This window comes from Methylobacterium phyllostachyos, from assembly GCF_900103445.1.
Taxonomy (GTDB): Bacteria; Pseudomonadota; Alphaproteobacteria; order Rhizobiales; family Beijerinckiaceae; genus Methylobacterium; species Methylobacterium phyllostachyos.
Genome location: NZ_FNHS01000005.1, coordinates 75,030 through 98,906 on the forward strand (window position 1 = coordinate 75,030; position 23,877 = coordinate 98,906).

A 23,877-nucleotide genomic window follows, 5' to 3' on the forward strand; every position below is an offset into this window, starting at 1 on the left:
AGGACGGTAACGCCGCGAGCGATCTCAGCCCTTCTCGTGCCAGACGCAGTTCCGGGCCAGGATCTCCAGATTCACATCCGACTTCTGCGGCTGCGGCAGGGTCTTGCCGTCCATGGCGAGGTCGATCTTGATCTCGACCTGCCCCTTCGACTCGTTGGAGCGGCGCGAGAAGTAGCAGTACTGCTGGTAGGGCTGGTCGGCGTTGTCTTTGAAATTCCAGCCGGTCACGATCTGCCCGTCGAGGTAGGGCACCTGCTTGAACACCGTGAAGGTGGTGTTCACCGCGGCCTTCGAGGCCGGGGCGGCGTCGCTGCCAAGCTGCGCCTTGGTGGGGGTCGGGGTGCCGGCGGCCTTGGGCAGGCCCTCGAGCTTGAGCGTGTTGTCGGTGAGCGTGACCTCGCCCTTGGTCTTCAGGGTCACGTCCGACAGCGCGGCCTGCATGGCGGAGGCGATTTTTTCCGCTGCGGTGTCGAACTGGTTGAGCGTCGCCCAGCCATAGGCCGCCGCGCCCACGCCCACACCGGTGAGGCACAGGAAGGCGCCGAAGCCCAAAGCCCGGAACAGGAAGGCCCGGGCGGCGACGTAGCTCGAATCCGCTCGCAGGCGGGAATTCACCTGCTGAGCGAGGGCGACGTTCTCAGGCGTGCCGCCGGTCACGTAGTTCATGCGCCGGCTCCCGCGGCTGGCAGGGTCGGGCTCTGGGCCGTCTGTCCGGGCAGGGCCTGCTGGCCCGGCGCCGGCCGGTTCATCGGGATCACCGCGCCGGAGGCGTTGGCCGCGTTGGCTGCCCGCGGCAGGATCGGCTCAGGATGCGAGCGCAGGGCGTCGGCGATCGCGTCCAGCATGTAGGGGGCGGCCTCGGGGTTCACGGCGGCGCCGAGGTCGTCCTCGTCCATGAAGGTCCGGCGGGTCGAGACCGCGCAGAGGGCCAGGATCGTGGATGCGAAGGCGGCGCAGACCGCCGGCACGAACACGAAGATCCGCAGGAAGGCGTGAACCTGGCTCTCGGTCACGTCGATCGGATCGACGCCGTACACCATCGCGGTGAAGGAGTGGAGCTGCGAGCGGTTGACCGCGTTGCGGTAGCCCTGCTCGGCATCGGCCACCCGCCGGTCGGCGGCGCCCGGATCGAGTTCCGTCCGCGCCTTGCGGGCTTCCTCGAGGTTCTTGATCAGGGCGGCGCGGTCGGCCGAAGCCTTGCTGACCTGCGCCGACAGGGCGGCGACCCGTGGGTCGGCGAGGCATTTCAAGTTCTGATATTTCCGGCCCTTGCTGTTGGTGCCGAAGACCCGCTCGCAGCGCTGGGCCGGCAGGCCGGCAAGCTGCTGGGCGTTGTCGGCCGAGCGTTTCTCGATCTGATCGAGCTCGGCCGTGTACTGCGCGACGCGCTCATCCGCGGCCTTGATGCGGTCGCCGATCGTGGCGCGGTCGGCCTGGGCGTCCTTCAGGGCGGTCTTGGCCTTGGCGGCCTCCATCAGGCGGGGATGGAACATCATCTCGCCGAGCTGCGACACCGACTTGGTGGTCACGCCGGCCGCGAAGATGATGCCGAGGACCGCCAGCCCGCGCACGAAATGCGAGCGCTGCGTGCGCGCCAGGATGCCGAGCGGCACCCGGCACAGCTCCACCGCGGCGTAGACCATCGGCGCCAGCAGCATGAAGTAGAAGGCGTGCCAGTCGCCATCGCTGTACACGCCCGCGAACAGCCACGCGCCCCAGAGCGAGGCGCCGATCACCATGAACTCGACGAGGTAGGCGATCGCCACGTAGCCCCATTTGACGCGGTAGCCCCGATCGACGTGGCGCTGGTGGCGCCAGCGGTCCGATTCCAGCTTCCACTCGCGCTGCTCGCGCTTCCGGTCGCGGTTGGGGGGCGCCTTGGGACCCGCAAAGATCGATTTGATGGAGATCATCGGCCTCGTCACATCCATCGGGTCCGGTTCCGGGCACAGCCAGCCGAGCTTAACCCCGGTTTAACTCCTGCGTGTATGCGCGCATTGTGCCGATTTTGGGCCACGTTGCACGCCTGCACTGTACGATACCGGGTCTGCCGCCCGGGTGGCCGAAATGTCTCACCCGGTTCATGTATCCGGCTTGTGTCGCAGCACACGTGCCCAGGCCGGGAATTCGATTGCTCCGGGTGGAGCGGGGACCCATGATCGCGCAGCCGTGATCGGCATCCCCGCCGCCGCCAGAGACGAGGTTCGATCCGCCGCCGATGCCAGAGGTCCACCCGGGTTCCTACAAGGAAGCGATCCTGTTCCTCGTCACCGCGGGGATCGTGGTGCCGCTGTTCCACCGCCTGCGGATCTCGCCGGTGCTCGGCTTCATCGGTGCCGGCGCCCTGCTCGGACCCTACGGCCTCGGCCGTCTGGCGGAGGCCTATCCCTTCGTCCACCTCTTCACCATCGGCAACCGGGCCGAGATCTCCCACCTCGCCGAGTTCGGCGTGATCTTCCTGATGTTCATGATCGGGATCGAGCTGTCCTGGGAGCGCCTGAGGACCCTGCGGCGGCTGGTCTTCGGCCTCGGGTCGCTGCAGGTGGGCTGCTCCACGCTCGTCCTGGCGATGATCCTCTACGGGCTCAACGTGCCGCTGGTCGGCGCCACGATCGTGGGGATCGGGCTCGCGCTCTCCTCCACCGCCGTGGTGCTTCCGGTCCTGGCGGAGCAGAAGCGGCTCAACGCGCCGACCGGGCGCACGAGCTTCGCGGTGCTGCTGTTCCAGGACTTAGCGGTGGCCCCGGCCCTGTTCGCCATCGCGGTGCTCGGCCGCGACGACGGGGGCGACAAGGGCTGGGCGCTGGCCATGGCTTTGGGCCAGGCGGCGGTCGCGCTGGTGCTGATCGTGATCGCGGGCCGCCTCGCCCTGCGCCCGCTGTTCCAGCTGGTCGCGCGCACGCGCTCGACCGAATTGTTCATGGCGGCCTGCCTCCTCGTCATCGTCGGCACGGCCCTGACCGCGGCGGCGAGCGGCCTGTCGATGACGCTCGGCGCCTTCGTGGCCGGGCTGCTGCTCGCCGAGACCGAGTACCGCCGGGCGATCGAGGCGACGATCGACCCGTTCAAGGGCCTCTTGCTCGGCGTGTTCTTCGTCTCGGTGGGTATGAACCTCGATCCGGCCCAGCTCATGGCGACGCCGGGCGCGATCCTGAGCCTGTCGCTCGCCCTGGTGTTGATCAAGGGGGCCGTGGTGGTGATGGCCGCCCCGGTGATGAAGATCCCCCGGCCGGTGGCGATCGAGACGGCTTTGCTGCTTGGGCCGGGCGGGGAGTTCGCCTACGTGCTGATCGGCGGTGCCATGGCCACCGGGCTGGTACCCGAGGAGGTCGGGGCCGCCGCCCTGGTGGTGACCACCGTCACGATGATCATGATCCCGGCGTTCGCGGCGATCGGTCGGCGGCTCAAGCTGCGGGCGACCGCCCAGGCCCAGGCCGCCGCGGGGGCGCAGGAACCGCTGCCCGAACGGGTGGAGAACCGGGTGATCGTGGCGGGCTTCGGCCGCGTCGGCCGGCAGGTCGGCGAGATGCTGGAGCGGCACAAGATCCCGTATCTCGCGCTCGACTCGGACCCCGCCCGGGTCGCCGAGCAGCGCCGCACCGGGAAGCCGGTCTATTTCGGCGATTCCGGCAACACCGAGATCCTGCGCCACTGCGACATCGCCTCGGCCCGGGCCCTGGTGGTGACCCTCGACAATCCCCGCGCCGTCGAGGCGGCGGTGGCGGCGGCCCGCGCCGAGCGGCCGGACCTGACCATCGTGGCCCGGGCCCGCGACGCCCGCCACGCCACGGCGCTCTACGAGCTCGGCGTCGACGACGCTGTGCCGGAGACGATCGAGGCCTCGCTACAATTGTCGGAGGCGGTGCTGGTCGATGTCGGCGTGCCGATGGGACTCGTGATCGCGTCGATCCACGAGCGGCGGGACGAGTACCGCGCCCTGCTGAAGAAGCGCGAGAACGAGGCGAAGCCGATCTTCCGAGCCCGCCGCACCGTGGGCAAGGCGCTTGGCAAGCCCGCTCCCGTCAAGCGGGAGCCCGAGCCTCAGGCGGCGGCCGGCCAGGAGGCGTAAGGCCCGCAGAGCGGTCGGACGGGCGCCCGCGGGTACATGCGGGCGCGCCGCGTCAAACGAAGGCGGGCTGGGCCTCTTCAACCTTGGGACGCCGCACGGCGCGGCTGCGCGGTGCCGGCTCGAACCCCTCGGCGAAGCTGCACCGGTAGACCAGCTCGTCGGCTGGTCCCAGTCCGGTCACCAGTGGCACCGTCACGGTGTCGCCGGAGAAGCGCCAGCCGCGCGCGCCCTTGTCCCAGTAGAGCCAGACCGTGCCGGGATAGCCCCGGAGGGTGAACACCGCGGCCTTGCGCGACAGGGCCTGCACGGCCCGTGGCGCGTACATGCCCTTGTCCCGGTAAGCCTGTTGCGTCGCCTCGGGCTGGCGGTCCATGAAGGTATTGCGCACCAGTTGAATCGTTGCGCCCGGCTTCCCGAGAAACCGCTTGAAGTCCGTCAGATTCTGCAGGACGACCGCCATCGCAGGTCTCCTCGCTCGCCCTGTACGGCCCGCGTCGCCGCGCCCGCACCCACTCGATCCGTCGAGTTGAGCGATTCCCATGACCGATTGCGTGACTGCACGAGGGGTGCCACGGCACATATCAACAGATTCGGCCACTTATGCCCAGATTCTGCGGATCGCGAGGCCGAAGAGACTCTCCCCGGTGTCGGAATCGACTCTGCGCGGGGCGCTGAATCCTGTCGACCATCCGCGAAGATTCGGACTCGATTCCAAACAGTCCTGCCAAGCTCGGACCCAGTGGGCCCGATTCGCCTGGACTTGACCCGCATCACCAACTGGCGCGTTTCTCTCGGATGCTGCTGCAGTTCTTCACCGCCCTGCGGGACGCCAAGGTCCCCGTCTCCCTGAAGGAGTACCTGACCCTGCTGGGCGCCCTCGACCGGGGGCTCGCGGAGCACGATGTCGAGGCGTTCTACTTCCTGTCGCGCACGGCGCTCGTGAAGGACGAGGCGCATCTCGACCGGTTCGATCGGGTGTTCGGCACCGTGTTCAAGGGGCTGGAGACCCTCGGGGAGGCTGTTGAGGCCACGCCCATCCCCGAAGAGTGGCTGCGCAAGCTCGCGGAAAAGTACCTGACCGAGGCCGAGAAGGCGGAGCTGAAGGCGCTCGGCTGGGACAAGCTGTTCGAGACCCTGAAGCAGCGGCTGGCCGAGCAGAAGGGGCGCCACCAGGGCGGCTCGAAATGGATCGGCACCGGCGGGACCTCGCCGTTCGGCGCCTACGGCTACAACCCGGAAGGGATCCGCATCGGCCAGGACGGCAACCGCAACTTCCGGGCCGTAAAGGTCTGGGACAAGCGGGAATTCAAGGACCTCGACGACGACCGGGAGATCGGCGCCCGCAACATGCGCCTCGCGCTGCGGCGCCTGCGCCGCTTCGCCCGGACGGGGGCGGCCGAGGAACTCGACCTCGACGACACGATCCGCGCGAGCGCCCGCCAGGGCTACATCGACGTGAAGCTGCGGCCGGAGCGGCGCAACGCCGTGAAGGTGCTGCTGTTCCTCGATGTCGGCGGCTCGATGGACTGGCACATCGAGCAGGCCGAGGCTCTGTTCTCGGCGGCGCGCTCGGAGTTCAAGCACCTCGCGCACTACTACTTCCACAACTGCCCCTACGAGGCGGTCTGGACCGAGAACCGGCGGCGCCACGAGGCGAAGACGCCGCTGCTCGACGTGATCCGCACCTATGGCAGCGACTACCGGCTCGTCTTCGTGGGCGACGCCTCGATGAGCCCCTACGAGATCGCCACGCCCGGCGGCTCGGTGGAGCACTGGAACGAGGAGGCCGGCGCGGTCTGGATGCAGCGGCTCCTCGACCATTTCCCGAAGGCGGCGTGGCTCAATCCGGTGCCCGAGACGCACTGGGGCTATACGCAGTCGATCGGCATGGTGCAGCGGCTGGTCTCGGGCCGGATGTTCCCGCTGACCCTGGAGGGGCTCGACGCGGCGGCGCGGGCGCTGGTGCGGTAACGGGCAATTGATGCCGCCTCATCCGAAGGGCGCGTGAGCCGGGGCCGCCATCTTTGCGAGGCAGCGAAGCAATCCAGCTGCGCCACGCTTATAAGGTCGTGCTGCCCTGGGTCGCTTCGCTGCGCTCGCGTCGCCGGGAGAGGGATCGATCGAACGGCCTGAACGGCTGCCGTCTCAGCCCTGCTGCGACGGCGTCGTCACCACCAGCCCGTCGAGCGCCGGGGTGATCTTGATCTGGCAGGAGAGGCGGGAATTCTCGCGCACGTCGCTGGCGAAATCGAGCATGTCCTGCTCCATGTCCTGCGCCTTGCCGACCGCCTCGATCCAGTCATCGGCGACGTAGACGTGGCAGGTGGCGCAGGCGCAGGCACCGCCGCATTCCGCGTCGATGCCCGGCACGTTGTTGCGCAGAGCCGTCTCCATCACGGTCGCGCCGACACTGCCTTCGACGGTCCGCTCCGTCCCGGCGTGGTCGACGTAGGTGATCTTGGGCATGCTGAGGCTCCGGGCTCGCGTCGGGCAAAACCAGTCCAACGGGCGGCGTGACTGCTTGGCGGTTGAACCCTCGGAATGCAAGCGCGGCGATTGACACCCGTCGCGGATCGATCGCCGCATCGCGGCACGCTCCGTTTCGGATCGCTGCGCGCGGCCTCCGGAGGCCGGCGACGCCCTCAGGCTCGCCCCTCCGCGATGGCGCGGAGCGCCGCATCGACTGCGTCCGCGAGGTCGTCCAGGGGCACCTGCCCCGCCCCGCGCAGGTGCGCCTCCGCGGCATGGGCCAGCGCGTGGACCCGCGCGGCTCCGACGCCCGCGGCCGAGCCCTTGAGCGTATGGGCGAGGTCGGCGCGCTCGGCCCGGGACAGGGCCGGATCGGTCAGCCGGGGCAGGATCGACCGGCACTGACCAGCGAACAGGTCCAGGACCTCGCGGGCGAGATCGGCGTCGCCGCCGGTCTGGGCGTCGAGGGCCGCCAAGTCGATCGCTGCGGCGATCGCATCGTCGATCGGGGGCCGGCCGGCCCCAGCGGACTCGGTGTTCTCTGGGGATTGCGGATCTGATCCACACAATTCACCCCCTGATTCGCCGGCGGGGGATCGCGCCGGACCCCTCCCCTGCGGCACGATGTGGAGGCGGGGAGCGGCAGGGTCGGTAACCATTCGGTTAACGTTTTCTGGGGCCGACCGGGGACTCGGGTATCGGCAATCGCTGCCCAGGTCTAATCTTGTAATGGTAAACGGGGTGTTGCGTCTCCGGCATCAGCCTCCCCCAAGGTGCCGGTGAACCCGTGTCACGAGGCGTTGAATGGCGACCGAGAAGAAGCTGAAGGACCCGGCCGAGGCCGCGCTCTCTGCCATTGAGCAGGCGCTGAACCTCGACGCCCTGACGCCGACCGGCCTCGAAGGCCGCGCTGAGCCGCGCCTGCCCGACGTCGGTGACGCCGATCCGCTGCTCGACGGGGGGCTCGACGCCGCCGGCCGGACCATGCCGCCGCGCCTCGACCTCGATCCGCCGCTCGCCTCCGATCTGCCCCCGCCCGGCCTGGAACGCCCGCGCCGCGAGGGCGGCCTGCTGCCTCCCGACCGGTCACTCGTGGCCAACGACGACCGGCGCAACATCGGCATCCTGCAGCAGACCCTGCGGGTGCGCTCCTCGCCCAAGCCTTATCTCTTTGCGTTCGCCGCCGGCCTCGCCTGGATCGGCGCCCTCGTGCTGATCGCCTGGACGAAGTCTGGGGGCGACCTGCGCGGCGTCGTCGCGGGGCTCACCGCACTCCAGGCGAGCGTGGGCGCCGCGGCTCTGTTCGGCCCGGTGGTGCTGTTCGTGATCGCCGCCATGCTGGCGGTCCGCGCCCAGGAGATGCGCCTCGTCGCCCGGGCGGTCGGCGAGGTCGCGGTGCGTCTGGCCGAGCCCGAGAGCTTCTCCACCGACGCGGTGCTCACCATGTCACAGACCGTCCGCCGCGAGGTGGCGGCGGTGGGCGACGGCGTGGAGCGGGCGCTCGCCCGCGCGGGCGAGCTAGAGACCCTAGTGCGCGGCGAGATCGCCACCCTGGAGCGCGCTTATTCCGACAACGAGATCCGCATCCGCTCCCTCGTCGAGGAGCTGGTCGCCCAGCGCGAGGCGATCGTCACCAATGCCGACCGGGTGCGCAACGCCATCACCGGCTCGCACCAGAGCCTCAGCCAGGAGCTGGAGGGGGCGTCCGACCGGATCGTGACGGCGCTGACCGGCGCGGGCGAGCGCGTGACCGGCGCCCTGGAGACCCGCGGTGCCGCCATCACCGCCTCCCTCGGCGAGGCCGGCGACCGGGTGGTCGGCCTGATGGATGCCCGCGGCAGCGACCTGATCGACAACCTGACCTCCACCAGCGAGGCGGTGCGCGGCACGCTCCGGGAAGTCGGCGAGGGTCTGACCCGCGCCTTCGAGAGCCGGGCCAGCGAGGCGACCGGCGCCTTCGAGGCCGCCGGTACCGCCCTGGCGGGTCGCCTCACCGAGAATGCCGGCACCCTGACCCGCAGCATCGAGGAGACCGGCGCACAGGTCGGCGCGGCGCTGGAACGCCAGGCCGGCGCGGTGCGCGACAGCTTCGAGCGCTCGGCGACCGGGCTGGAGAGCGTGTTTCTGTCCCGTGGCTCCGAGCTGACCGACCGGTTCGGCGCGATGGGCGCCGAGATCACGGCCCGCTTCGCCGAGACCGGCTCGGCCCTCGCCCAGGACATCGCTGGCCGCAGCACGGCTCTGCGCGCCGAGATCGAGAGCGCGGGCCTGTCGGTCGCCGAGACGATCGAGGGCCGTGGCCGCGACGCGCAGGCCGCCCTGGCGCTCGCAGCGGGCGGCGTCGGCGAGACCCTGACGGCCCGGGTCGCCGCGGTGCGCGACGACCTGATCGGCATTGCCGAGCGGATCGCCGACGCGCTGACCGAGCGCGGTAGTGCCGTCGCCGAGCGCATGGACGGCATCGCGACCCGCCTTGACGAGACCGTGACGGTGCGGGCGGCCGATCTGGAAACCCGCGTCGCCGCCGCCGCCGAGCGCGCCGGCAGCGGTATCGCGCAGCGGACCGAGACGGTCGCAGCCAACCTGGAATCCGCCTTCTCGGCCCTGGGCCGGGGCTTCGAGACGGGGGCGGCCGGCGCGGTCCAGTCCCTGCGCGGCACGCTCGAGAATCTGACGGGCGAGATCGACGGCCGCACCGCCGAGGCGGTCGCGGCGCTGCGGCGCGGCGCCGAGGAGGCCACCACCGCCCTGAACGGGACCGCCGAGGCCGCCACCGGCGCGGTCGAGGCCCGGACCCTGGAGGCCGTACGGGTTCTCGAACGGCGGCTCGCGGAGTCCGCAGCCGCCCTGGTGGCGCGGACCGAGGAAGCGGCCGAGTCGCTGCGCGTCGCCGCCGAGCAGACCGGCACCGCCGCCGAGGCGCAGACCCGGGACGCCGCCGCGCGCCTCGCTGCTACTTTGGAGACCCTGCGCACGGCCTCGACCGAGGTCGCGGGTGCCGTCGAGGCCGAGACCGCCGCCCTCATGGCCCGGTTCCTCGAAGCCGCCGACCGTGCCGGCACGGATCTCGGGTCCCGCGGCACAGAGGCGGTCTCCGCCGTCCGCACCGCTCTCGAGGACCTCAACCGCGAACTCGCCGCCCGCACCGGCGAGGCCACCGGCAGCCTCGCCGAGGCCGCCCGCGCGATCTCGACCGATCTCGCCGCCCGGATCGGCGAGATGGAGGCGGCCTTCGGCGAGCACGGACGGAGCGTCGCCGAGCTGCTCGCCGGCCACGCCGACGAGACCCAGGCCCGGATCAGCGGCACGGGCCGCGACATCGTGCTCGCCGTGGCGAGCCAGGGCGCGCGCATCGCCGACACCCTCAGCCAGACCGGCGCGAGCTTCGCCGAGACCGCCGACGGCCGTGTCCGGGCGATCGACGAGACCCTGGGCAGCCGCCTCGCCGCCCTGCAGGAGACCATCGCCCGCGGCGATATCCTGGCCGACCGGATCGGCCGCGACACCGCGGCGCTCGGCGAGACCGTCGGCGCCCGGCTGGAGGAGGTGGATCGCCTGCTGACCGGCAAAGGCCAGGCCGTGGCCGAGACGATCACGGCCCGGGCCCAGGAGGCCGGCAGCCTGATCGAGGCTCATCTGGGCAGTCTGGAGGAGCGTTCCGCGCAGCGGGCCGCCGAGATTGGCGCGGCCGTGGCGGAGCTCGTCGGCCATATCGACAGCCATCTCGGCACCCGCGCCACCGCGGTGGACGAGACCCTACGCGCCCGCACCGACGAGATGGCGCGCATCATGGCCGAGGGGCACCGCGGCCTCACGGAGATGCTGGAGGGCCGCACCTCCGGCCTCGGGCAGGACATCGCCCGGCACACGGGCGAGATCGCCCGCCGGATCGAGGAGAGCGCTGGCCAGTTCGATGCCGGCGTGATCGGCCGCCTCCAGGCGATCGCCGACTCTCTGGACGAGCGCGCCCGCCTGGTGGACGAGAGCTTTGGCGTGCAGGCCTTCGAGACGATCCGCGTGATTGAGGCCCGCACCCGCGCGGTGGATGAGGAACTGGCCGGCCGGACCCGCGACCTCGTCGCGACGATCACCGACCGGACCGGCGGCCTCGACGGCGCCATGGCGGAGCGCGTTCGCGCCCTCACGGCGACTATCGAGGAGGCCACACACGGCCTCGAGACCGCGCTGTCGGCCCGCGGCGAGGCCCTCGTCCGTCTGGTGGACGAGCGCACCGAGAGCGCCGACGCGGCGCTGGCCGCCCGCGCGGAGGCAGTCCGTGCCGCCTTCGCGGAGCGCGCCGACCTTCTGGCCCGCCAGATCGACGAGCGCATCGCCAACCTGTCGGGCGAGCTCGACGAGAAGGGCCGGGCGGTGTTCGGGGCGATCGGCGGCCGGATCACCGAGCTGGCCCGCCTGTTCGACCGCGGCGGCACGTCGCTGTCCGAGCTGATCGAGCAGCGCGGCGAGAGCGTGCTGGCCAAGCTGCAGCAGACCATCGCGGATGCCGAGCGGATGCTCGACGACGGCGAGGGCCGCCTGGGCCATACCCTGTCGAGCCGCACCGCCGATATCAGCGGTCTGCTCGACGACGGCGTGCGCACGGTCCACACCCTGTTGGACGACCGCACCAACCAGATCCGCGTGATGCTGGACGGTCACGCCGGTACCCTGGCCGCCACCCTCGACGGCCGCATGGGCCCGATCAACGACGCGTTGGACGGCCGCGGTCAGGCGCTGGTCGCCGCTTTGGAGGGCGTGTTCGGCACCGCGACCGGCGCCCTGGATGACCGGACCCGGCAGCTCGGCAGCCTGTTCGACGAGCGGCTCGGCCATCTCGAGACCCTGGTCGAGGGGCGCGGCAACCGCCTCGCCGACACGCTCACCGCCCGGGCCCAGGCGCTGCGCACCCTGTTCGAGGAGGCTCAAGGTGCCCTCGACGCCCTGGTGGAGGGCGGCGGCGGCCGCTTCGCCGCCACGGTGGACGCGCGCATCCAGTCGCTCCGTACGGTCCTGGAGGAGGCGCCGGCCGCCGTCTCGGCGCTGGTCGAGACCCGCGAGCGCCAGCTCGCCGCCACCCTCGACGCGCGCACGCAGCGTCTCCAGACCTTGTTCGAGGAGGCTCAAGCCGGTCTGCGCGACCTCGTGGATGTCCGCGGTCAGCAGGTCGCCGACGCGATCGCGGTCCGGACCGAGACCCTGCGCACGACCCTCGACGCGGCGCCCAGCCAGATGGCGGACGTGCTCGACAACCGCCTCTCCGACCTGCAGGGTCTGTTCGAGCGGGCGCAGGGCGAGATCGACCGGCTCGTCGATGTCCGTGGCCGCCAGATCGCCGGCACGATCGAGCAGCGGACCCAGGCGCTCCAGGCGACCATCGACCATGCGCACCCCGCCATCGCGGGCCTGCTGGAGACGCGCGAAGGCCAGATCGCCGAGACCCTGCGGGAGCGCACGGGCGAATTGCAGGCCCTGTTCGAGCGGGTTCAGACGCGCCTCGGGGCGATCGTCGAGGGGACCGGCCGCGACGTGTCCGAGCGGGTCGATGCCCGGATCGCGGCCCTGCGGACCACCTTCGAGGAGGCCCGCGCGGCGATCGAGGGGCTGCTGGACGAGCGCAGCCAGGCCCTGATCGAAACCGCCCACGGCCGCACCGGAGCCCTGGTTGAGGTGTTCGACACCCGCCTGCGCACCCTCGACGAGGTCGTGCAGGACCGCGCGACGTCCCTGGCGCAGGCCGTGGCGGAGCACAGCGAGGCCCTGGCCCAGGGCGTCGATGCCCGCGCCGATGCCTTCACCCAGCGCATTGACAGCCGGATGCGGCTGTTCGCGACCCTGGTGGCGCAGCGCGCCGACACCCTGGCCAACGCCTTCGACGACCGCCACGAGGCCTTCGCGAGCCTCGTGGACGAGCGCACCGCCAACCTTGTCGCCGCCCTCGACGAGCGGGCGCGTGCCCATGCCGAGCAGGTGGACGCCCACAACGCGGCGCTCGCCGAGACGCTCGGCCGGCGCGAGGCGATCCTGGGCGGCCTGATCGATGCCCGCATCGAGGCGCTGGGGGCCGCCTTCGAGCGGCGCACCGATGCCCTGGGCGCCCTGGTGGATGCCCGCGGCGAGGCCCTGTCGCGCCGCCTCGCGGAGAGCGCCGAGGCGCTGGTGCGCGCCATCGAGGAGCGGGGCGGCGCCCTGCTGGCCGGCCTCGACGACAGCGGCCGCAATGTCGGCGATGCCCTGGAAGGCCATGTCGAGCGCCTGCGCGGCGCCATCGACGGGCCGATGCTCGACCTCGCCCGCGCCCTGGCCGACCGGGCCGAGGCGATCGAGCGGGCACTCACCGAGACCGGCATGCCGCTCGCCGAGACCCTGCGGGAGCGGACCGAGGAACTGGCCGTGCAGTCGCGGGCCTCGGCCGAGCTGCTGCGTGCCGCCGTCGAGGACGGGGCCGGCCGCACCCTCTCGGAACTGTTCGAGACCAACGACCGGATGGGCCGGGAACTCGGCAGCCTGCTCCAGCGGATCGAGGCGGCCAACCGTGCCCTCAGCGACCTCGTGGCCGGGGCCGACACCAACCTCAGCGCGATCGAGCAGGGCCTCGCGGGCCGGATCGAGCAGGTCCAGGCGGCCCTTGAGCGCATCGCGGCCGAGACCGGCCGGGCGAGCGCCGGCGTCTCGTCCCAGGTCGAGGCCCTGCGCGGCGCGGCCGACGGGGCGCTGAGCGAGGCCTCCCGCCTCGCCGAGACCCTCGACGGACGGGGCCGCTCCCTCGCGGAGCAGACCGGCGCGCACGTGGCGACCCTCGACCGGGCTGCTGCCTCGCTCGCCGCCATCGAGGAGCGGCTGGGTTCGGCCCTCTCGGGCCGCGAGACGGCGCTGACCGAGGCGCTCGCCGCCTTCGAGTCCCGCGCCGCCGCCCTGGAGCAGAACGGCAAGGCCCTGGAGCGGACGATCGAGCAGACCCTGCGTGCCGCCGAGGAGCGCGCCCGTAGCGTCGGCGAGACCCTGACCCGGACCGCGGAGGGCGCCGGAGCCTCGGTGACGAGCGCCTTCGCCGACCTGAAGGACAGCGCCAGCGCCGAGGGCGAGAAGGCCGCCCAGGGCGTGCGGCAGGCCCTCGAGGAGGCGGCGCGCGACATGCGCACCGGCTTCCAGGAGGCCCAGGCCAGCTTCGGCGACTCGTTCTCGGCGCTCCGCGAGATGGCGGGCTCGATCCGCGGCGAACTCGACGCGACCCGCGCCGAACTGGCCAAGGGCGTGCTCGAACTGCCCCGCGAGACCCAGGACGCCACGGGCGAGATGCGCCGGGTGGTGGCCGACCAGATCAAGGCGCTCAACGAGCTCTCGTCCCTGGTCTCCCGCTCCGGCCGGTCGGTCGATGTCGCCCAGCCCCAGGCGCAGCGGCGGGTCGCCGAGGGTGGCGGGCGGTCCGTCGCGGCGCCGGCTCCCGCCCCGGCCGCGGCGCCCATCGCGTCCTTTGCGCCTGCAGCCCCCGTCGGGCCGTCTCCGACGCTGCCGACGCCCCCGGCGGTGCAGCGGTCCGCCGCCTCCGGCCAGACCCGGATCGAGGCATCGCGCCCGGCCGCGCCGGCTCGCGATACCGGCCCGGCCCGGGCCGGGGACAAGCGGGGCTGGCTGTCCGACCTGCTGACCCGCGCCTCCCTGGACGACGACGAGGAGGCGGCTCCGGCCATCGAGGCGCCCGCCTCCCCCGCCACATCGGGGCGGCGGTCCCCGGTTGCGGCCGCGGAGACCGGCCGGATCGCCCTCGACACGATCTCGACCGACATCGCCAAGATGATCGAGCATCGGACCGCGGTCGACCTGTGGGAGCGGTACCGCCGTGGCGAGCCGAACCTGTTCGACCCGCGCATCTACACCGCGCAGGGGCGGGCGACCTTCACGGAGATCCAGCGCCGCTACCGGAGCGATGCGGAGTTCCGCCGCAGCGTCGACCGCTACGTCAGCGAGTTCGAGCGCCTGCTCGGCGACGTGGTCAAGAACGACAGCGACGCCAAGCGGACCGACGCCTATCTCACCTCGGAGACCGGCAAGGTCTACACGATGCTGGCCCATGCCAGCGGGCGGTTCGACGGGGCATAGTGGCATCCCGGCGTCCGACTCTCCCTCCCCCTCTGCGGGGGAGGGAGACGCATCGGTCCGTGCGCACTGATGACGAAGGCGCGGTCGCGCGAGCCGTCATCCGTCGCGCCCGGGCACAACCGTCACGCCGCTCCCTTCACAGGAGCCCGAGTCCGACCAGCTCCCGCCGCAGGGCTTCGGGCATCTCGGCGAGGTCGCCCGAGGCTTCCGCCCCGAGGTCTGCCGGCGCATCGCCGGCCGTCAGGTAGCGCCAGCCCTGGAACGGCCGGTACGGCCGCGGGGCCACCGGAACGAGGCGGGGATCGAAGACCAGCCGGCAGCGCGGGATGCCGTCCTCACCGGTGAGCGGCTCGATGGCGGTGATCGCCTGCCGGCACGCAAGGGTTCCACGGATCACCCAGTAGATCGAGCCCCGACCGGTGATCTCGCGGTGGCGCTTCGGCAGGGTCCGGGTGACGTGGAACGGCGCGGCGGACCGCCCGTCCCGCAGCGCCTCGGCAAGGGAGCGCGCCTGCCGGGCCTCAAGGTCGGCGATCGAGGCGGGGCCGACGCAGAGCTTGATCAGGTGCAGGGCCACGGGGCGCGGTCTCGAAGGTCTCGGCGGGGCGCCCGTGATAGAGCATGCGGCGCGAAAGGGGGATCCGGTTTCGCGGAGCCGTGATGCGCGGGGATGTCCGGGACTGACCGCTCAGGCGAACAGCGCCAGTCGCTGCTCCGGCGACAGCGCGTCGATGTCGGCGAAGCTCAGCACGGCCTCCGCGAGTTCCGGCGGAAGCGCGCCTGGTTCGGGCGCGGCCGCGGCGAACCCGGCTTGGTCGAGGTCTGGCGCTTCATGAGCCGGTTCCTCGGCTGCGGTACTCTCTTGAGCGACGCTTTCCGGGGGGGCCTCTTCGGTCTCGGGCTCGCCCGCGACCGGCAGGAACACGAGATCCTCGTGCAGCGGCAGGCTGCCGGGCCGGGCCACCAGGGCGGCGGCCGTGATGGCCGGGAGATCCGTGCCGATATAGCGGTCGATGTCGCTCTGGCAGAGATCGGACGCGCCGATCTCCGCAGCCCCGGCTTCGCTCAGGGGCGGGACCGGCTCGGCCTCTTCGCCCCAGATCGCGATCATCGCCGACAGGCGGTCTTCCAGGTAGCGCAGGGTGTAGACGATCCGGGCGATGCGCTGGGCGGTCAGGTCCTGGAACGAGCAGGCCGTGTAGATGGCGGTGGCGTGGTGGTCGAGGGCGTCGCAGGCCGCCTCGTCGGCGCCCCGCTCGCGCAGCGTCCAGGCCGCCTCCTGGATCGCCTCGGCGGAGCCGAGGATGTCCGAGGTTGCCCGTTCGGTCTCGCGCACGATGCCATCGAGGGCGAGCGACGCCTCGGTCAGGCGGGTCTGCTCGTGGTTCGCGGCGCTGATCGCGGCGATCTCGGCCTTGGTCCGGCTGATCGCGTCGGCCATGTCGACGAGGTTGCCGCGCAGGTGTCCGAACGCCTCGTGGCCGCGATCCGCCGCGACGGTCCGCTCCAGGCGAGCGATCGCCCCGAGCAGCATCTCGGTCTCGGCCCCCCGGTTGCGGCGGGCATGCTCGGCCAGGAACCAGCGCCCGCGCTCGGTAACCGAGATCGTCGCCTCGATGGCCTCGTAGGCGGCCGACGCGTTCGGGCTCGGGGTTGCGGGACCGGACATGGATTTCCCTGAACGCGGATGCTGTCGTCCCGATCGGCCGGCCGTCGGACGACGGCCATGCGGGAGCGCCAATTTGACAGGATCCGTTTAACGGGCGCTTACGGTTGCGCCCCGCCGCCGGGCACTCGCCCGAAACGCCTTCCCCGCCCCTTCCGCCGAGCCCCGCCTTGTCCCGCCCGTCCGGTCCGGCGCGCCTGTCGCTGCTCTACGCCGTCGTCTTCACCGAGATCGGCATCGCGATGCCGTTCATGCCAAAATCGATATACTGTATTCGTGAAAATTTTTCATAATATTATCAGGCATTTATGCTTTATACTTTAGAGCTGTTCTATTTTCCCACACTGCTTCCCACACTACTACGATTTGCCCATTGAATAAGCAAAAAAGTGCGCTTGGCGATGCCGTCCGTAGCGGCTTGGCGAAGAAGGCCCGAGCGATCCCAGGTGATGCTCAGATGGTAATAAATTGGCTCTTCCGATCAGAGCTGACGTTGCTGTCCTTCAGCCAATCTTCCTCGGAATTGCTTCCATGGCGCTCGCGGCATTGTGAATGGCTCTACCTATGGCTGGGCCCGCCTTGGAAAAGCATGGGCAGAATGCAAATGGTCTAGCGACGAGAATGCATGTCTGGAGATGGTCTAAGCATATGCAGGAATATTAGCCTGATCCCAGATGCTCAATTGAACCGAGGGGCTATGCAACCTCGTGAAGGAGAACCGCCAGGCCCACTATGGCTTGGGAGCCGAAGGGCTGCTCAGGGTGGAAAGCCGCCCGTCTGCTTCTGGGCGGCGATACATGGAAGCGGACATCACCGTCAGGTCGAAGGCAGGAGTTCAATACCGAAGCGCGTCGACAAGCTGCCGAGACGTGCTAGAGCCTCCGCATCAGGCACCTGAGCGGGCGCCGAGGTCGCAGCTGTCTGGCCTGCCTCTCGGACGAACTGCTCGAAGCCGGATGGCGTACAGAACACCAGGGCTTCGGCTATTTCTGGACCGGCGTTCCCCAGCCGATGGGCTTGGCCGCGCGGAAGGATCATGACCTCCCCCACGGACAACGAGCGGGTCCTGCCGCCGGTCTCGACCTCGACCTGTCCGGACACCACGTAGATGGTTTCCTCCTCGTGCAAATGCCGATGCGGCGGCGTCCACACGCCGGGCGGGTTGGTGATGTGCAGCAGCGAGAACTGCTGGCCGGTCTCTTCGCCCGTCACCAAGATGTCGACGAGCGTTCCCGCAAAGGTCATGGTTTCGGTCCGGTGCATCGGCGGGCTCCCTGTTTGTGGAATGCCCGACTTTAGGACCACCCTGGACATGAGACGAGCTCAAGCGTTCTCATACGCGCATGAGTCCACGCCATGTGTCTGAGCGCGATCTCCGCCTCTTCCTCGTGCTCGACGCGCTGCTCGATCATCGAAGCGTAACGCAGGCGGCTAGCGCGCTCGGCCTCACGCAATCGGCAATCAGCCATTCGCTGCGGGCATTGCGGAGGCGGTTCGGCGATCCGCTGCTGGTTCGGGTCGGCAATACGCTCTGCCCAACACCCCGCGCGCTGGCCCTGCGCCCCGGGCTGTCGCTTGGGCTATCGGAACTCGAACGCGTGCTGGGCCAAGAACCAACGTTCGATCCGGCGCACTCGACCCGGTGCTTCAGCCTTGCAACACCGGACTATCCCCAGTTCACAGTTCTGCCCGAGCTATTCGGCCGTATTAGGCGCGAAGCACCTGGGCTGGATTTCCAGGTGAGACCGATTGGCCAGGGACTCGCTGAAGACCTTGCGAGCGGTAGCCTCGATCTGGTCCTAGCAGGAGCCGAAGTCGAGCAGCAGCTGGCGCTCGATCGCGCGTTGATGCGGGTGCGTGTCATCTCCGAGCCGTTCCGCTGTGTGGTGAGGCGCGGACATCCAGCTTTGGCGGCTCCGCTCGACCTTGACGCCTACACCACCCTGCCGCACCTGCTCGTCAGCACCGGAGGCGACCGCACGGGTATCGTCGATATAGCTCTGGCAGCTGTCGGACAGCGCCGACGCGTAGCCATGACGGTCCCAAGCTTCCCGGCAGCGATCTGGATGGTGGCAGCTTCCGACCTCATCGCGACGCTGCCGAAGGCGATTACCGATCGCGCGTCGCGGCACGATGTTGAAGTCAGAGAGCCACCGATCCTGTTGCCACCGAGTGACGCCTATCTCTGGTGGCATCCGCGCTTCCAGCACGATCCTGGACACAGCTGGTGGCGTCAAACTCTGTCGAACGCCTTGGGGGGTTCAACCCTTCAGGAGCCGACCTGCCAGACGAACCACCTCGATGAAGCCTAATCGGCACGTGCCGACCCCCAGTTCAAGTAGTCACTGTGCGCCCTCAGCTGAAGTTGCCGGAGGGCTGACGAACGGCTGCTTTGGAGAAGCGCCGATGGCGGTCCGGGCGGCTAGATTGGGTCGAAAGCAGCCTCCAACGGAGTGGTTCAGCGAGCGGCCTGCAGCTCTGGCCGGCGAGACGATCGACGCCGAGACCGTGGAGTGATCCTGCTGGCGATTGCACCCCGGTGCAAAACAGCCTTGGATGGCGGCGCTCTATGACGCGTCCTCGGGCGCCTTCACTTTCCTCCAGGCGGCATGACCGCCACCGCGGCCCGGCACGCGCTCGATCACGCCTTCGTCCTGCAGCTTGAGGAACTCCTTCTTGACCGCGTTCTCCGACTTGATCCCGGTCAAACCCCGCGCCTGCTTGTTCGTGATCTCGGGCTCGGTATCAAGGAAGTTCATGATGGCCTCTGTCGGCAGGGCCAACGGAGCGTGCCGGATCACGACCTTAATGTAGTTGCCCTCCTCCGTGATGGTCGGGGGCTTCAGCTTCCACTCCTTCATTTTCTGGAACGCCGTGTTCAGGCCCTCGCCCATGTCCTTGTTGGGCGCGTCGCGGTAGCGGTTGAGGCACCGGACCAGCTTCGAATTCCGGTTGAAGCGGGCGTCCAAGATATTCTCAACCCGGACATACCCCGGCAGCTTACCGGGGCTGAAGATCTCGATGCGGTCGTTGAAGATCGTCACATGCACATCGTCTGAGATCGAGTAGTCCCGGTGGATGATGGCGTTGACGAAGACCTCCCATATCGCCTCCGGCGGGTAGCCCTTCTTCTCCGAGCCCTCGGTGCCCCACATCGAGATGCTGGACAGGATGGCGATGATCTTCTCCACCGACGCATGGATGAGGCGGTAGGCCGGACCCTCGATGTAGTAGCTCTCCTTAAGGTGTTCGCGCTCCGGATCGTCCTCGCGGGTCTCATAGCGCGAGATCCGGACGCCGCACTTCCGGGGCATCATCGCGGACGGATTGTCACCAAAGAGCAGGATGCCGGCGACCAGGGGCGTCCAATCCCGGATGTCCATCAGGTGCTGATTGACGGCGTAGTCCAGCGGATCGGTCGAGGGAGAGTAGTCGGCCAGGAACGACGCCAGCTCACGCGCATCCGCGATCTGCTCCGGCGGGAGATCCGGCAGCTTCATGTTCTCGTAGGAGCGGGCGCCCTTGGCGAAGCCCAGCTCGGTGATCTGCTCGGCCGTCAACGGCAGGGACTGCGCCCCGGACCGCTGGTAGACCTTGCCGTCCGACGTCTTGTTCACGTCGGCGCCGCGCTCCACGAAGATGTGGAGGGCGATGGTCCCGTTGGTCTCGTGCTTCAGGAACTCGTACCGCACATCGACTGACGGGTTGAGCGTGTGCAGTGCTTGCAGGAGGCCGTTGTAATCCTCGGCGGTCGCGTGGCCGTTCCACCGCTTGGCCGGATCCGGCTCATCCTTGTCGTCAGCGATCCCAACGACGACCTCGCCGCCATCGGCGTTCGCGAGGGCCACAACGATCTTCTGCAACTTCTGACCCGAGAACGCCGCCGCCTTGCGGTCGAAAAAGTGGTCCTCGGCGCGCTTGCACAGCACCAGCGCGTCGGCTTCGGAGATCTGACGTTCCTTCACAGGGCCCTCTCGCGATCGCGCCTTGTAACCGGAACCAAAACGGCTTTTGGATCCGATCCCACCCAAATGTCATGCCACTTCAGTGGAGATAGGGCTGGTCAGTATGCGAGTGGGCGGCGAGGCCGCATGGGTCCTGATGGAGGCCACGGCCGCAAGGCCGTGGCGCAACTGGGATGGTCCGAGACCTAGTGGTCAAACTCCGGCGGTTGTAACCTGTGGTGAGCGACGGCTTCCGATCCGTTGCACAAGATCGAAAGTTCCGGCTACAGGCACTTGATCGAGACAGCGCCAGATGACCGGGTGGGGTGCAAGCAGTCCTCATCGCGCTGCAAAACGCTTAATTTTCTCGACGCAGGCGGGAGAGCTACGCTGAGTTTTCCCACACCACTTCCCACACCACTACGTCGGAACAGGTAGTGAACAAACGCGTGAAAACGTGGTCGCTCATTGCCCTTTACGCTGTGGTTTTCACGGAAGTCGGGATCAGTATGCCATTCATGCCGCTCTGGCTCGACGCCCTCGGGCTCGATGCCGCGGTGATCGGCGTGCTGCTCGCGCTGCCGATCGCCACCCGGATCGTGGCGACCGCGCCGCTGATGAGCCTGCTCGACCAGGGCCTCGGCCCGCGCCGGATGATCCTCGCCGGCAGCCTCGCGCTCAGCCTCACCTACGCGCTGATGCCCGGAGCCGCGGGGATCGGCTGGCCCCTGCTCGCGCTGTTCATCGTGCTCAATGCGGTCGCCGGCGCGCCGCTGGTGCCCTGCATCGACTATCTAACCCTCGCGGCCGTGCGGCAGGACAGCCGCCTCGCCTATTCCCGGATCCGAATGGCCGGCTCCATCGCGTTCCTGTTGGCGAACCTCGCGGGCGGGTTCCTGCTCTCGGCGCTCGGGGGCCAGGTGGCGGTGCCGCTGCTGCTCACCGGCCTCGCCCTCGGGGCGGCCGTGGTGGCGTGGCGCAGCCGCTCGGTGACGGGCCTGCCGCGGGTCGAGACCGGGGCCGGCCGGCCGAAGCTGCCGCTGAAACTCTGGCTCTGTATCGGTGCGGCCGCGGCGATCCAGGCGAGCCACGGGGCGATCTACGGCTTCGGCAGCATCTACTGGACGAGCGCCGGCATCCCGGCGGCCTGGGTTGGGTCGCTCTGGGCGGTCGGGGTGCTCTCCGAGATCGGGCTGTTCGCCGTCATGCCCACCCTTCCGGCCGCCTGGCGCAGCCCGGTGCGGCTCCTGAGCCTCGGCGCCGCCGCCGCGATCCTGCGGGCGGTCGGCATGTTCCTGGTCGGCGACCGCCTCGCCGCCCTGGTGCCGCTGCAGGCTCTGCATGGGCTGACCTTCGGGGCGACGCAGCTCGGCGCCATGGCGGCGGTCTCGGCTTATGCGCCGGACGGCGCGCGGGGCCGGGCGCAGGGTATGCTCAGCGCGGTCAATGCCAGCATCGCCGTCGTCGCCACCCTGGTGAGCGGCCTCGCCTACCGGGCGGGCGGCCCCCTCGCCTTCCTGCTGATGGCGCCGCTCGCGATCGCCGGACTCGGGCTCGCCCTCGCTTCCCGCGAGGTAAAAACGGAGACGGATCGTCAACCGTAATATCGACATAACCGCCCGGCAGGGTGGTGCCTCGATTGAGGAGAGAGGGTCTTGCTGAGCCAGGACACTGTTCCCGCCGGCGCATCGGTGCGGGACCGGCCGGGAGACGGCCGGCTGCAGCTCGATGGCCGCTGGACCGCCGACCAGGCGCCCGCCGTCGAGGCCGCGGCCGCGCGCATCGCGGCGGCCGGCCGGGCGGGGCCCGTGGCCCTCGACCTGTCGGGGATCGAGCGCCTCGACACGCTCGGCGCCTGGGTGCTGGAGCGTACCCGCGCGGAGATCGAGCAGGCCGGCGGCGCCCTCGCCTATCACGCGGTCCGGCCGGAGCACCGCACCCTCCTCGGCGAGGTCCGCCTGCGCGAGCCCGAGGCACCGCCGCCGCGGCGGCACGGCGTGATCGTCGGCGCCCTCGACGCCACCGGCCGCCAGACCGTGCGCGGGGGCCACGAATTCGTCACCGCCCTCGCCTTCCTGGGCGAGCTGATCGCCGCCTGCGGGCGCGTCGCCGTGCGGCCAGGGACGTTCCGGGGCAACGCCCTCGTCAACCAGATCCAGCAGGTGGCGCTGAACGGCACGCCGATCATCGTGCTGATCTCGTTCCTCGTGGGCGGCATCGTCGCCCAGCAGGGCATCTTCCAGCTCCAGCGCTTCGGCGCGCAGACCTTCGTGGTCAACCTGATCGGTCTGCTGATCCTGCGCGAGATGGGCGTGCTGCTGACCTCGATCATGGTGGCGGGCCGCTCCGGCTCGGCGATCACCGCCGAGATCGGCTCCATGCGCATGCGCGAGGAGGTGGATGCGCTCCGGGTGATGGGCCTCGATCCGGTCGAGATCCTGATCGTGCCCCGGGTGCTCGCCCTGATGATCGGCCTGCCGATGCTGACCCTGATCGGCGACCTCGCGGCGCTCGCGGGCGGCGGCCTCACCGCCATGCTCTACGGCGGGCTGACCCTCGACCAGTTCCTGGTCCGGCTCCAGGCGGCGGTGGGCGTCCACCACGTGATGGTCGGTCTCATCAAGGCGCCGTTCATGGCGCTGACCATCGGGGTGATCGCCACGATCGAGGGGTTTGCCGTGGAGGGCTCGGCGGAATCCCTTGGCCGCCACGTCACCGCCTCGGTCGTGAAATCCATCTTCATGGTCATCGTCCTCGACGGCCTGTTTGCGGTGTTCTTCGCCGCGATCGATTTCTGAGACCGCCCCGATGGACGCCTCCGCTCCGATCATCCGCGTGCGCGACCTCGTGGTCGGCTTCCGCGACCGCAACATCCTGAAGGGTCTGAGCCTCGACATCCGCGCCGGCGAAATCCTGGGCTTCGTCGGCCCCTCGGGGCAGGGCAAGTCGGTGCTGACCCGGACGATCCTCGGCCTCAACCCGAAGCGGGCCGGCACGATCGAGGTGTTCGGCCGGGATGTCGATGAACTCACCTACGCGGAGCGGCGGCGCATGGAGCAGCGCTGGGGCGTGCTGTTCCAGCAGGGGGCGCTGTTCTCGGCGCTCACCGTCAAGCAGAACATCCAAGTGCCGATGCGCGAGCACCTGAACCTGTCCGAGCGCCTGCTCGACGAGTTCGCTCGCCTCAAGATCGAGATGGTCGGCCTGAAGCCCGACGCCGCCGACAAGCTGCCCTCGGAGCTGTCGGGCGGCATGATCAAGCGCGCGGCCTTGGCGCGCTCCCTGGCGCTCGATCCCGAGATCCTGTTCCTCGACGAGCCGACCTCGGGCCTCGACCCGATCGGCGCGGGGGAGTTCGACGATCTCGTCTCGACCCTCAAGGAGACGCTGGGGCTGACCGTCTTCATGGTCACCCACGACCTCGACAGCCTCTACACCGCCTGCGACCGCATCGCGGCGCTCGGCGACGGCCAGATCATCGCGGCCGGCACGATCGAGGAGATGCTGGCGAGCGACCATCCCTGGCTGCGCTCCTACTTCCATGGCAAGCGCGCCCGCACCATCGCTATCGGCGGCGCCCCGGCGCATGCCTGACCCCCGCGATCCCGTTCCGCTCCGCGCCCCTCCGGGGA

Annotated in this window: 16 protein-coding genes; 7 read left to right on the plus strand and 9 right to left on the minus strand. The window is 70.0% G+C overall.

Annotated features, from left to right (window positions below; all coding sequences use genetic code 11):
* Window positions 1-24: 24 nt before the first annotated feature.
* Together BLQ49_RS09280 and BLQ49_RS09285 are read right to left on the minus strand one after the other, a co-directional pair.
* Window positions 25-666 carry a hypothetical protein gene (locus tag BLQ49_RS09280; RefSeq protein WP_091715277.1) on the minus strand — a complete coding sequence of 214 codons (642 nt, stop codon included), beginning with the start codon at window positions 664-666 and terminating at the stop codon, window positions 25-27.
* Window positions 663-1,931 carry an ATPase gene (locus BLQ49_RS09285; protein WP_091715279.1) on the minus strand — a complete coding sequence of 423 codons (1,269 nt, stop codon included), beginning with the start codon at window positions 1,929-1,931 and terminating at the stop codon, window positions 663-665. Before BLQ49_RS09285 ends, BLQ49_RS09280 begins: the two co-directional genes overlap by 4 nt.
* A 287-nt stretch (window positions 1,932-2,218) precedes the next feature.
* Here BLQ49_RS09285 and BLQ49_RS09290 point away from each other — a divergent pair, with 287 nt between their 5' ends.
* Entirely contained in the window at window positions 2,219-4,069 is a 1,851-nt protein-coding gene (locus tag BLQ49_RS09290) for a cation:proton antiporter domain-containing protein (RefSeq protein WP_091715280.1), read from the plus strand.
* A 52-nt stretch (window positions 4,070-4,121) separates the two neighbouring features.
* Here BLQ49_RS09290 and BLQ49_RS09295 read toward each other — a convergent pair whose 3' ends face one another.
* Entirely contained in the window at window positions 4,122-4,529 is a 408-nt protein-coding gene (locus tag BLQ49_RS09295) for a hypothetical protein (RefSeq protein WP_091715281.1), read from the minus strand.
* A 335-nt stretch (window positions 4,530-4,864) separates the two neighbouring features.
* Here BLQ49_RS09295 and BLQ49_RS09300 point away from each other — a divergent pair, with 335 nt between their 5' ends.
* On the plus strand, window positions 4,865-6,040 hold the full coding sequence (locus BLQ49_RS09300) for a vWA domain-containing protein (protein WP_091715283.1): 1,176 nt from the start codon (window positions 4,865-4,867) through the stop codon (window positions 6,038-6,040).
* A gap of 174 nt (window positions 6,041-6,214) precedes the next feature.
* Here BLQ49_RS09300 and BLQ49_RS09305 read toward each other — a convergent pair whose 3' ends face one another.
* Window positions 6,215-6,535, minus strand: coding sequence for a 2Fe-2S iron-sulfur cluster-binding protein (locus BLQ49_RS09305; protein WP_091715284.1), 321 nt, complete (start codon window positions 6,533-6,535; stop codon window positions 6,215-6,217).
* 176 nt (window positions 6,536-6,711) lie between these two features.
* Complete coding sequence (locus BLQ49_RS09310) at window positions 6,712-7,014, minus strand: Hpt domain-containing protein (RefSeq protein ID WP_425283985.1); 303 nt, start codon at window positions 7,012-7,014, stop codon at window positions 6,712-6,714.
* A 328-nt stretch (window positions 7,015-7,342) separates the two neighbouring features.
* Between BLQ49_RS09310 and BLQ49_RS09315 the strand changes: the two genes are divergently transcribed.
* The gene (locus BLQ49_RS09315) at window positions 7,343-14,635 is read left to right on the plus strand and encodes an apolipoprotein A-IV repeat region-like domain-containing protein (protein ID WP_091715287.1); all 7,293 of its coding nucleotides are present in this window, start codon (window positions 7,343-7,345) and stop codon (window positions 14,633-14,635) included.
* A gap of 136 nt (window positions 14,636-14,771) precedes the next feature.
* Here BLQ49_RS09315 and BLQ49_RS09320 read toward each other — a convergent pair whose 3' ends face one another.
* From BLQ49_RS09320 to BLQ49_RS09330, 3 genes are all read right to left on the minus strand, one after another.
* Window positions 14,772-15,212, minus strand: a complete 441-nt coding sequence (locus BLQ49_RS09320; RefSeq protein ID WP_091715290.1) for a DUF1489 family protein — start codon at window positions 15,210-15,212, stop codon at window positions 14,772-14,774.
* A 111-nt stretch (window positions 15,213-15,323) separates the two neighbouring features.
* The gene (locus BLQ49_RS09325) at window positions 15,324-16,304 is read right to left on the minus strand and encodes a hypothetical protein (RefSeq protein ID WP_091715291.1); all 981 of its coding nucleotides are present in this window, start codon (window positions 16,302-16,304) and stop codon (window positions 15,324-15,326) included.
* Between the two features lie 813 nt (window positions 16,305-17,117).
* Window positions 17,118-17,564: a cupin domain-containing protein gene (locus BLQ49_RS09330; RefSeq protein WP_167627675.1), complete on the minus strand. Its 447-nt coding sequence runs from the start codon at window positions 17,562-17,564 to the stop codon at window positions 17,118-17,120.
* A gap of 95 nt (window positions 17,565-17,659) precedes the next feature.
* Between BLQ49_RS09330 and BLQ49_RS09335 the strand changes: the two genes are divergently transcribed.
* Complete coding sequence (locus BLQ49_RS09335; protein ID WP_167627676.1) at window positions 17,660-18,613, plus strand: LysR family transcriptional regulator; 954 nt, start codon at window positions 17,660-17,662, stop codon at window positions 18,611-18,613.
* A gap of 255 nt (window positions 18,614-18,868) precedes the next feature.
* On the opposite strand, the gene BLQ49_RS09340 is transcribed toward BLQ49_RS09335, so the two are convergent.
* Entirely contained in the window at window positions 18,869-20,266 is a 1,398-nt protein-coding gene (locus BLQ49_RS09340; RefSeq protein ID WP_091715296.1) for an ATP-binding protein, read from the minus strand.
* A gap of 416 nt (window positions 20,267-20,682) precedes the next feature.
* Between BLQ49_RS09340 and BLQ49_RS09345 the strand changes: the two genes are divergently transcribed.
* Genes BLQ49_RS09345 through BLQ49_RS09355 form a run of 3 tightly spaced genes read left to right on the plus strand, consistent with a single transcriptional unit; the run spans window position 20,683 to window position 23,839 of the window.
* Window positions 20,683-21,849: an MFS transporter gene (locus tag BLQ49_RS09345; protein ID WP_091715297.1), complete on the plus strand. Its 1,167-nt coding sequence runs from the start codon at window positions 20,683-20,685 to the stop codon at window positions 21,847-21,849.
* Window positions 21,850-21,900: 51 nt separating this feature from the next.
* Window positions 21,901-23,043, plus strand: a complete 1,143-nt coding sequence (locus BLQ49_RS09350) for an ABC transporter permease (protein WP_091715299.1) — start codon at window positions 21,901-21,903, stop codon at window positions 23,041-23,043.
* Between the two features lie 10 nt (window positions 23,044-23,053).
* Window positions 23,054-23,839 (plus strand): ABC transporter ATP-binding protein, encoded by a 786-nt coding sequence (locus BLQ49_RS09355; protein WP_208859032.1) that lies wholly within the window; start codon window positions 23,054-23,056, stop codon window positions 23,837-23,839.
* Window positions 23,840-23,877 lie beyond the last annotated feature (38 nt).

Coding starts and splice junctions, on each gene's coding strand:
- BLQ49_RS09290 (WP_091715280.1), top strand. CDS start 2,219: ATGCCAGAGGTCCACCCGGGTTCCTACAAGGAAGCGATCCTGTTCCTC.
- BLQ49_RS09330 (WP_167627675.1), bottom strand. CDS start 17,564: ATGCACCGGACCGAAACCATGACCTTTGCGGGAACGCTCGTCGACATC.
- BLQ49_RS09300 (WP_091715283.1), top strand. CDS start 4,865: ATGCTGCTGCAGTTCTTCACCGCCCTGCGGGACGCCAAGGTCCCCGTC.
- BLQ49_RS09355 (WP_208859032.1), top strand. CDS start 23,054: ATGGACGCCTCCGCTCCGATCATCCGCGTGCGCGACCTCGTGGTCGGC.
- BLQ49_RS09295 (WP_091715281.1), bottom strand. CDS start 4,529: ATGGCGGTCGTCCTGCAGAATCTGACGGACTTCAAGCGGTTTCTCGGG.
- BLQ49_RS09280 (WP_091715277.1), bottom strand. CDS start 666: ATGAACTACGTGACCGGCGGCACGCCTGAGAACGTCGCCCTCGCTCAG.
- BLQ49_RS09325 (WP_091715291.1), bottom strand. CDS start 16,304: ATGTCCGGTCCCGCAACCCCGAGCCCGAACGCGTCGGCCGCCTACGAG.
- BLQ49_RS09315 (WP_091715287.1), top strand. CDS start 7,343: ATGGCGACCGAGAAGAAGCTGAAGGACCCGGCCGAGGCCGCGCTCTCT.
- BLQ49_RS09305 (WP_091715284.1), bottom strand. CDS start 6,535: ATGCCCAAGATCACCTACGTCGACCACGCCGGGACGGAGCGGACCGTC.
- BLQ49_RS09285 (WP_091715279.1), bottom strand. CDS start 1,931: ATGGATGTGACGAGGCCGATGATCTCCATCAAATCGATCTTTGCGGGT.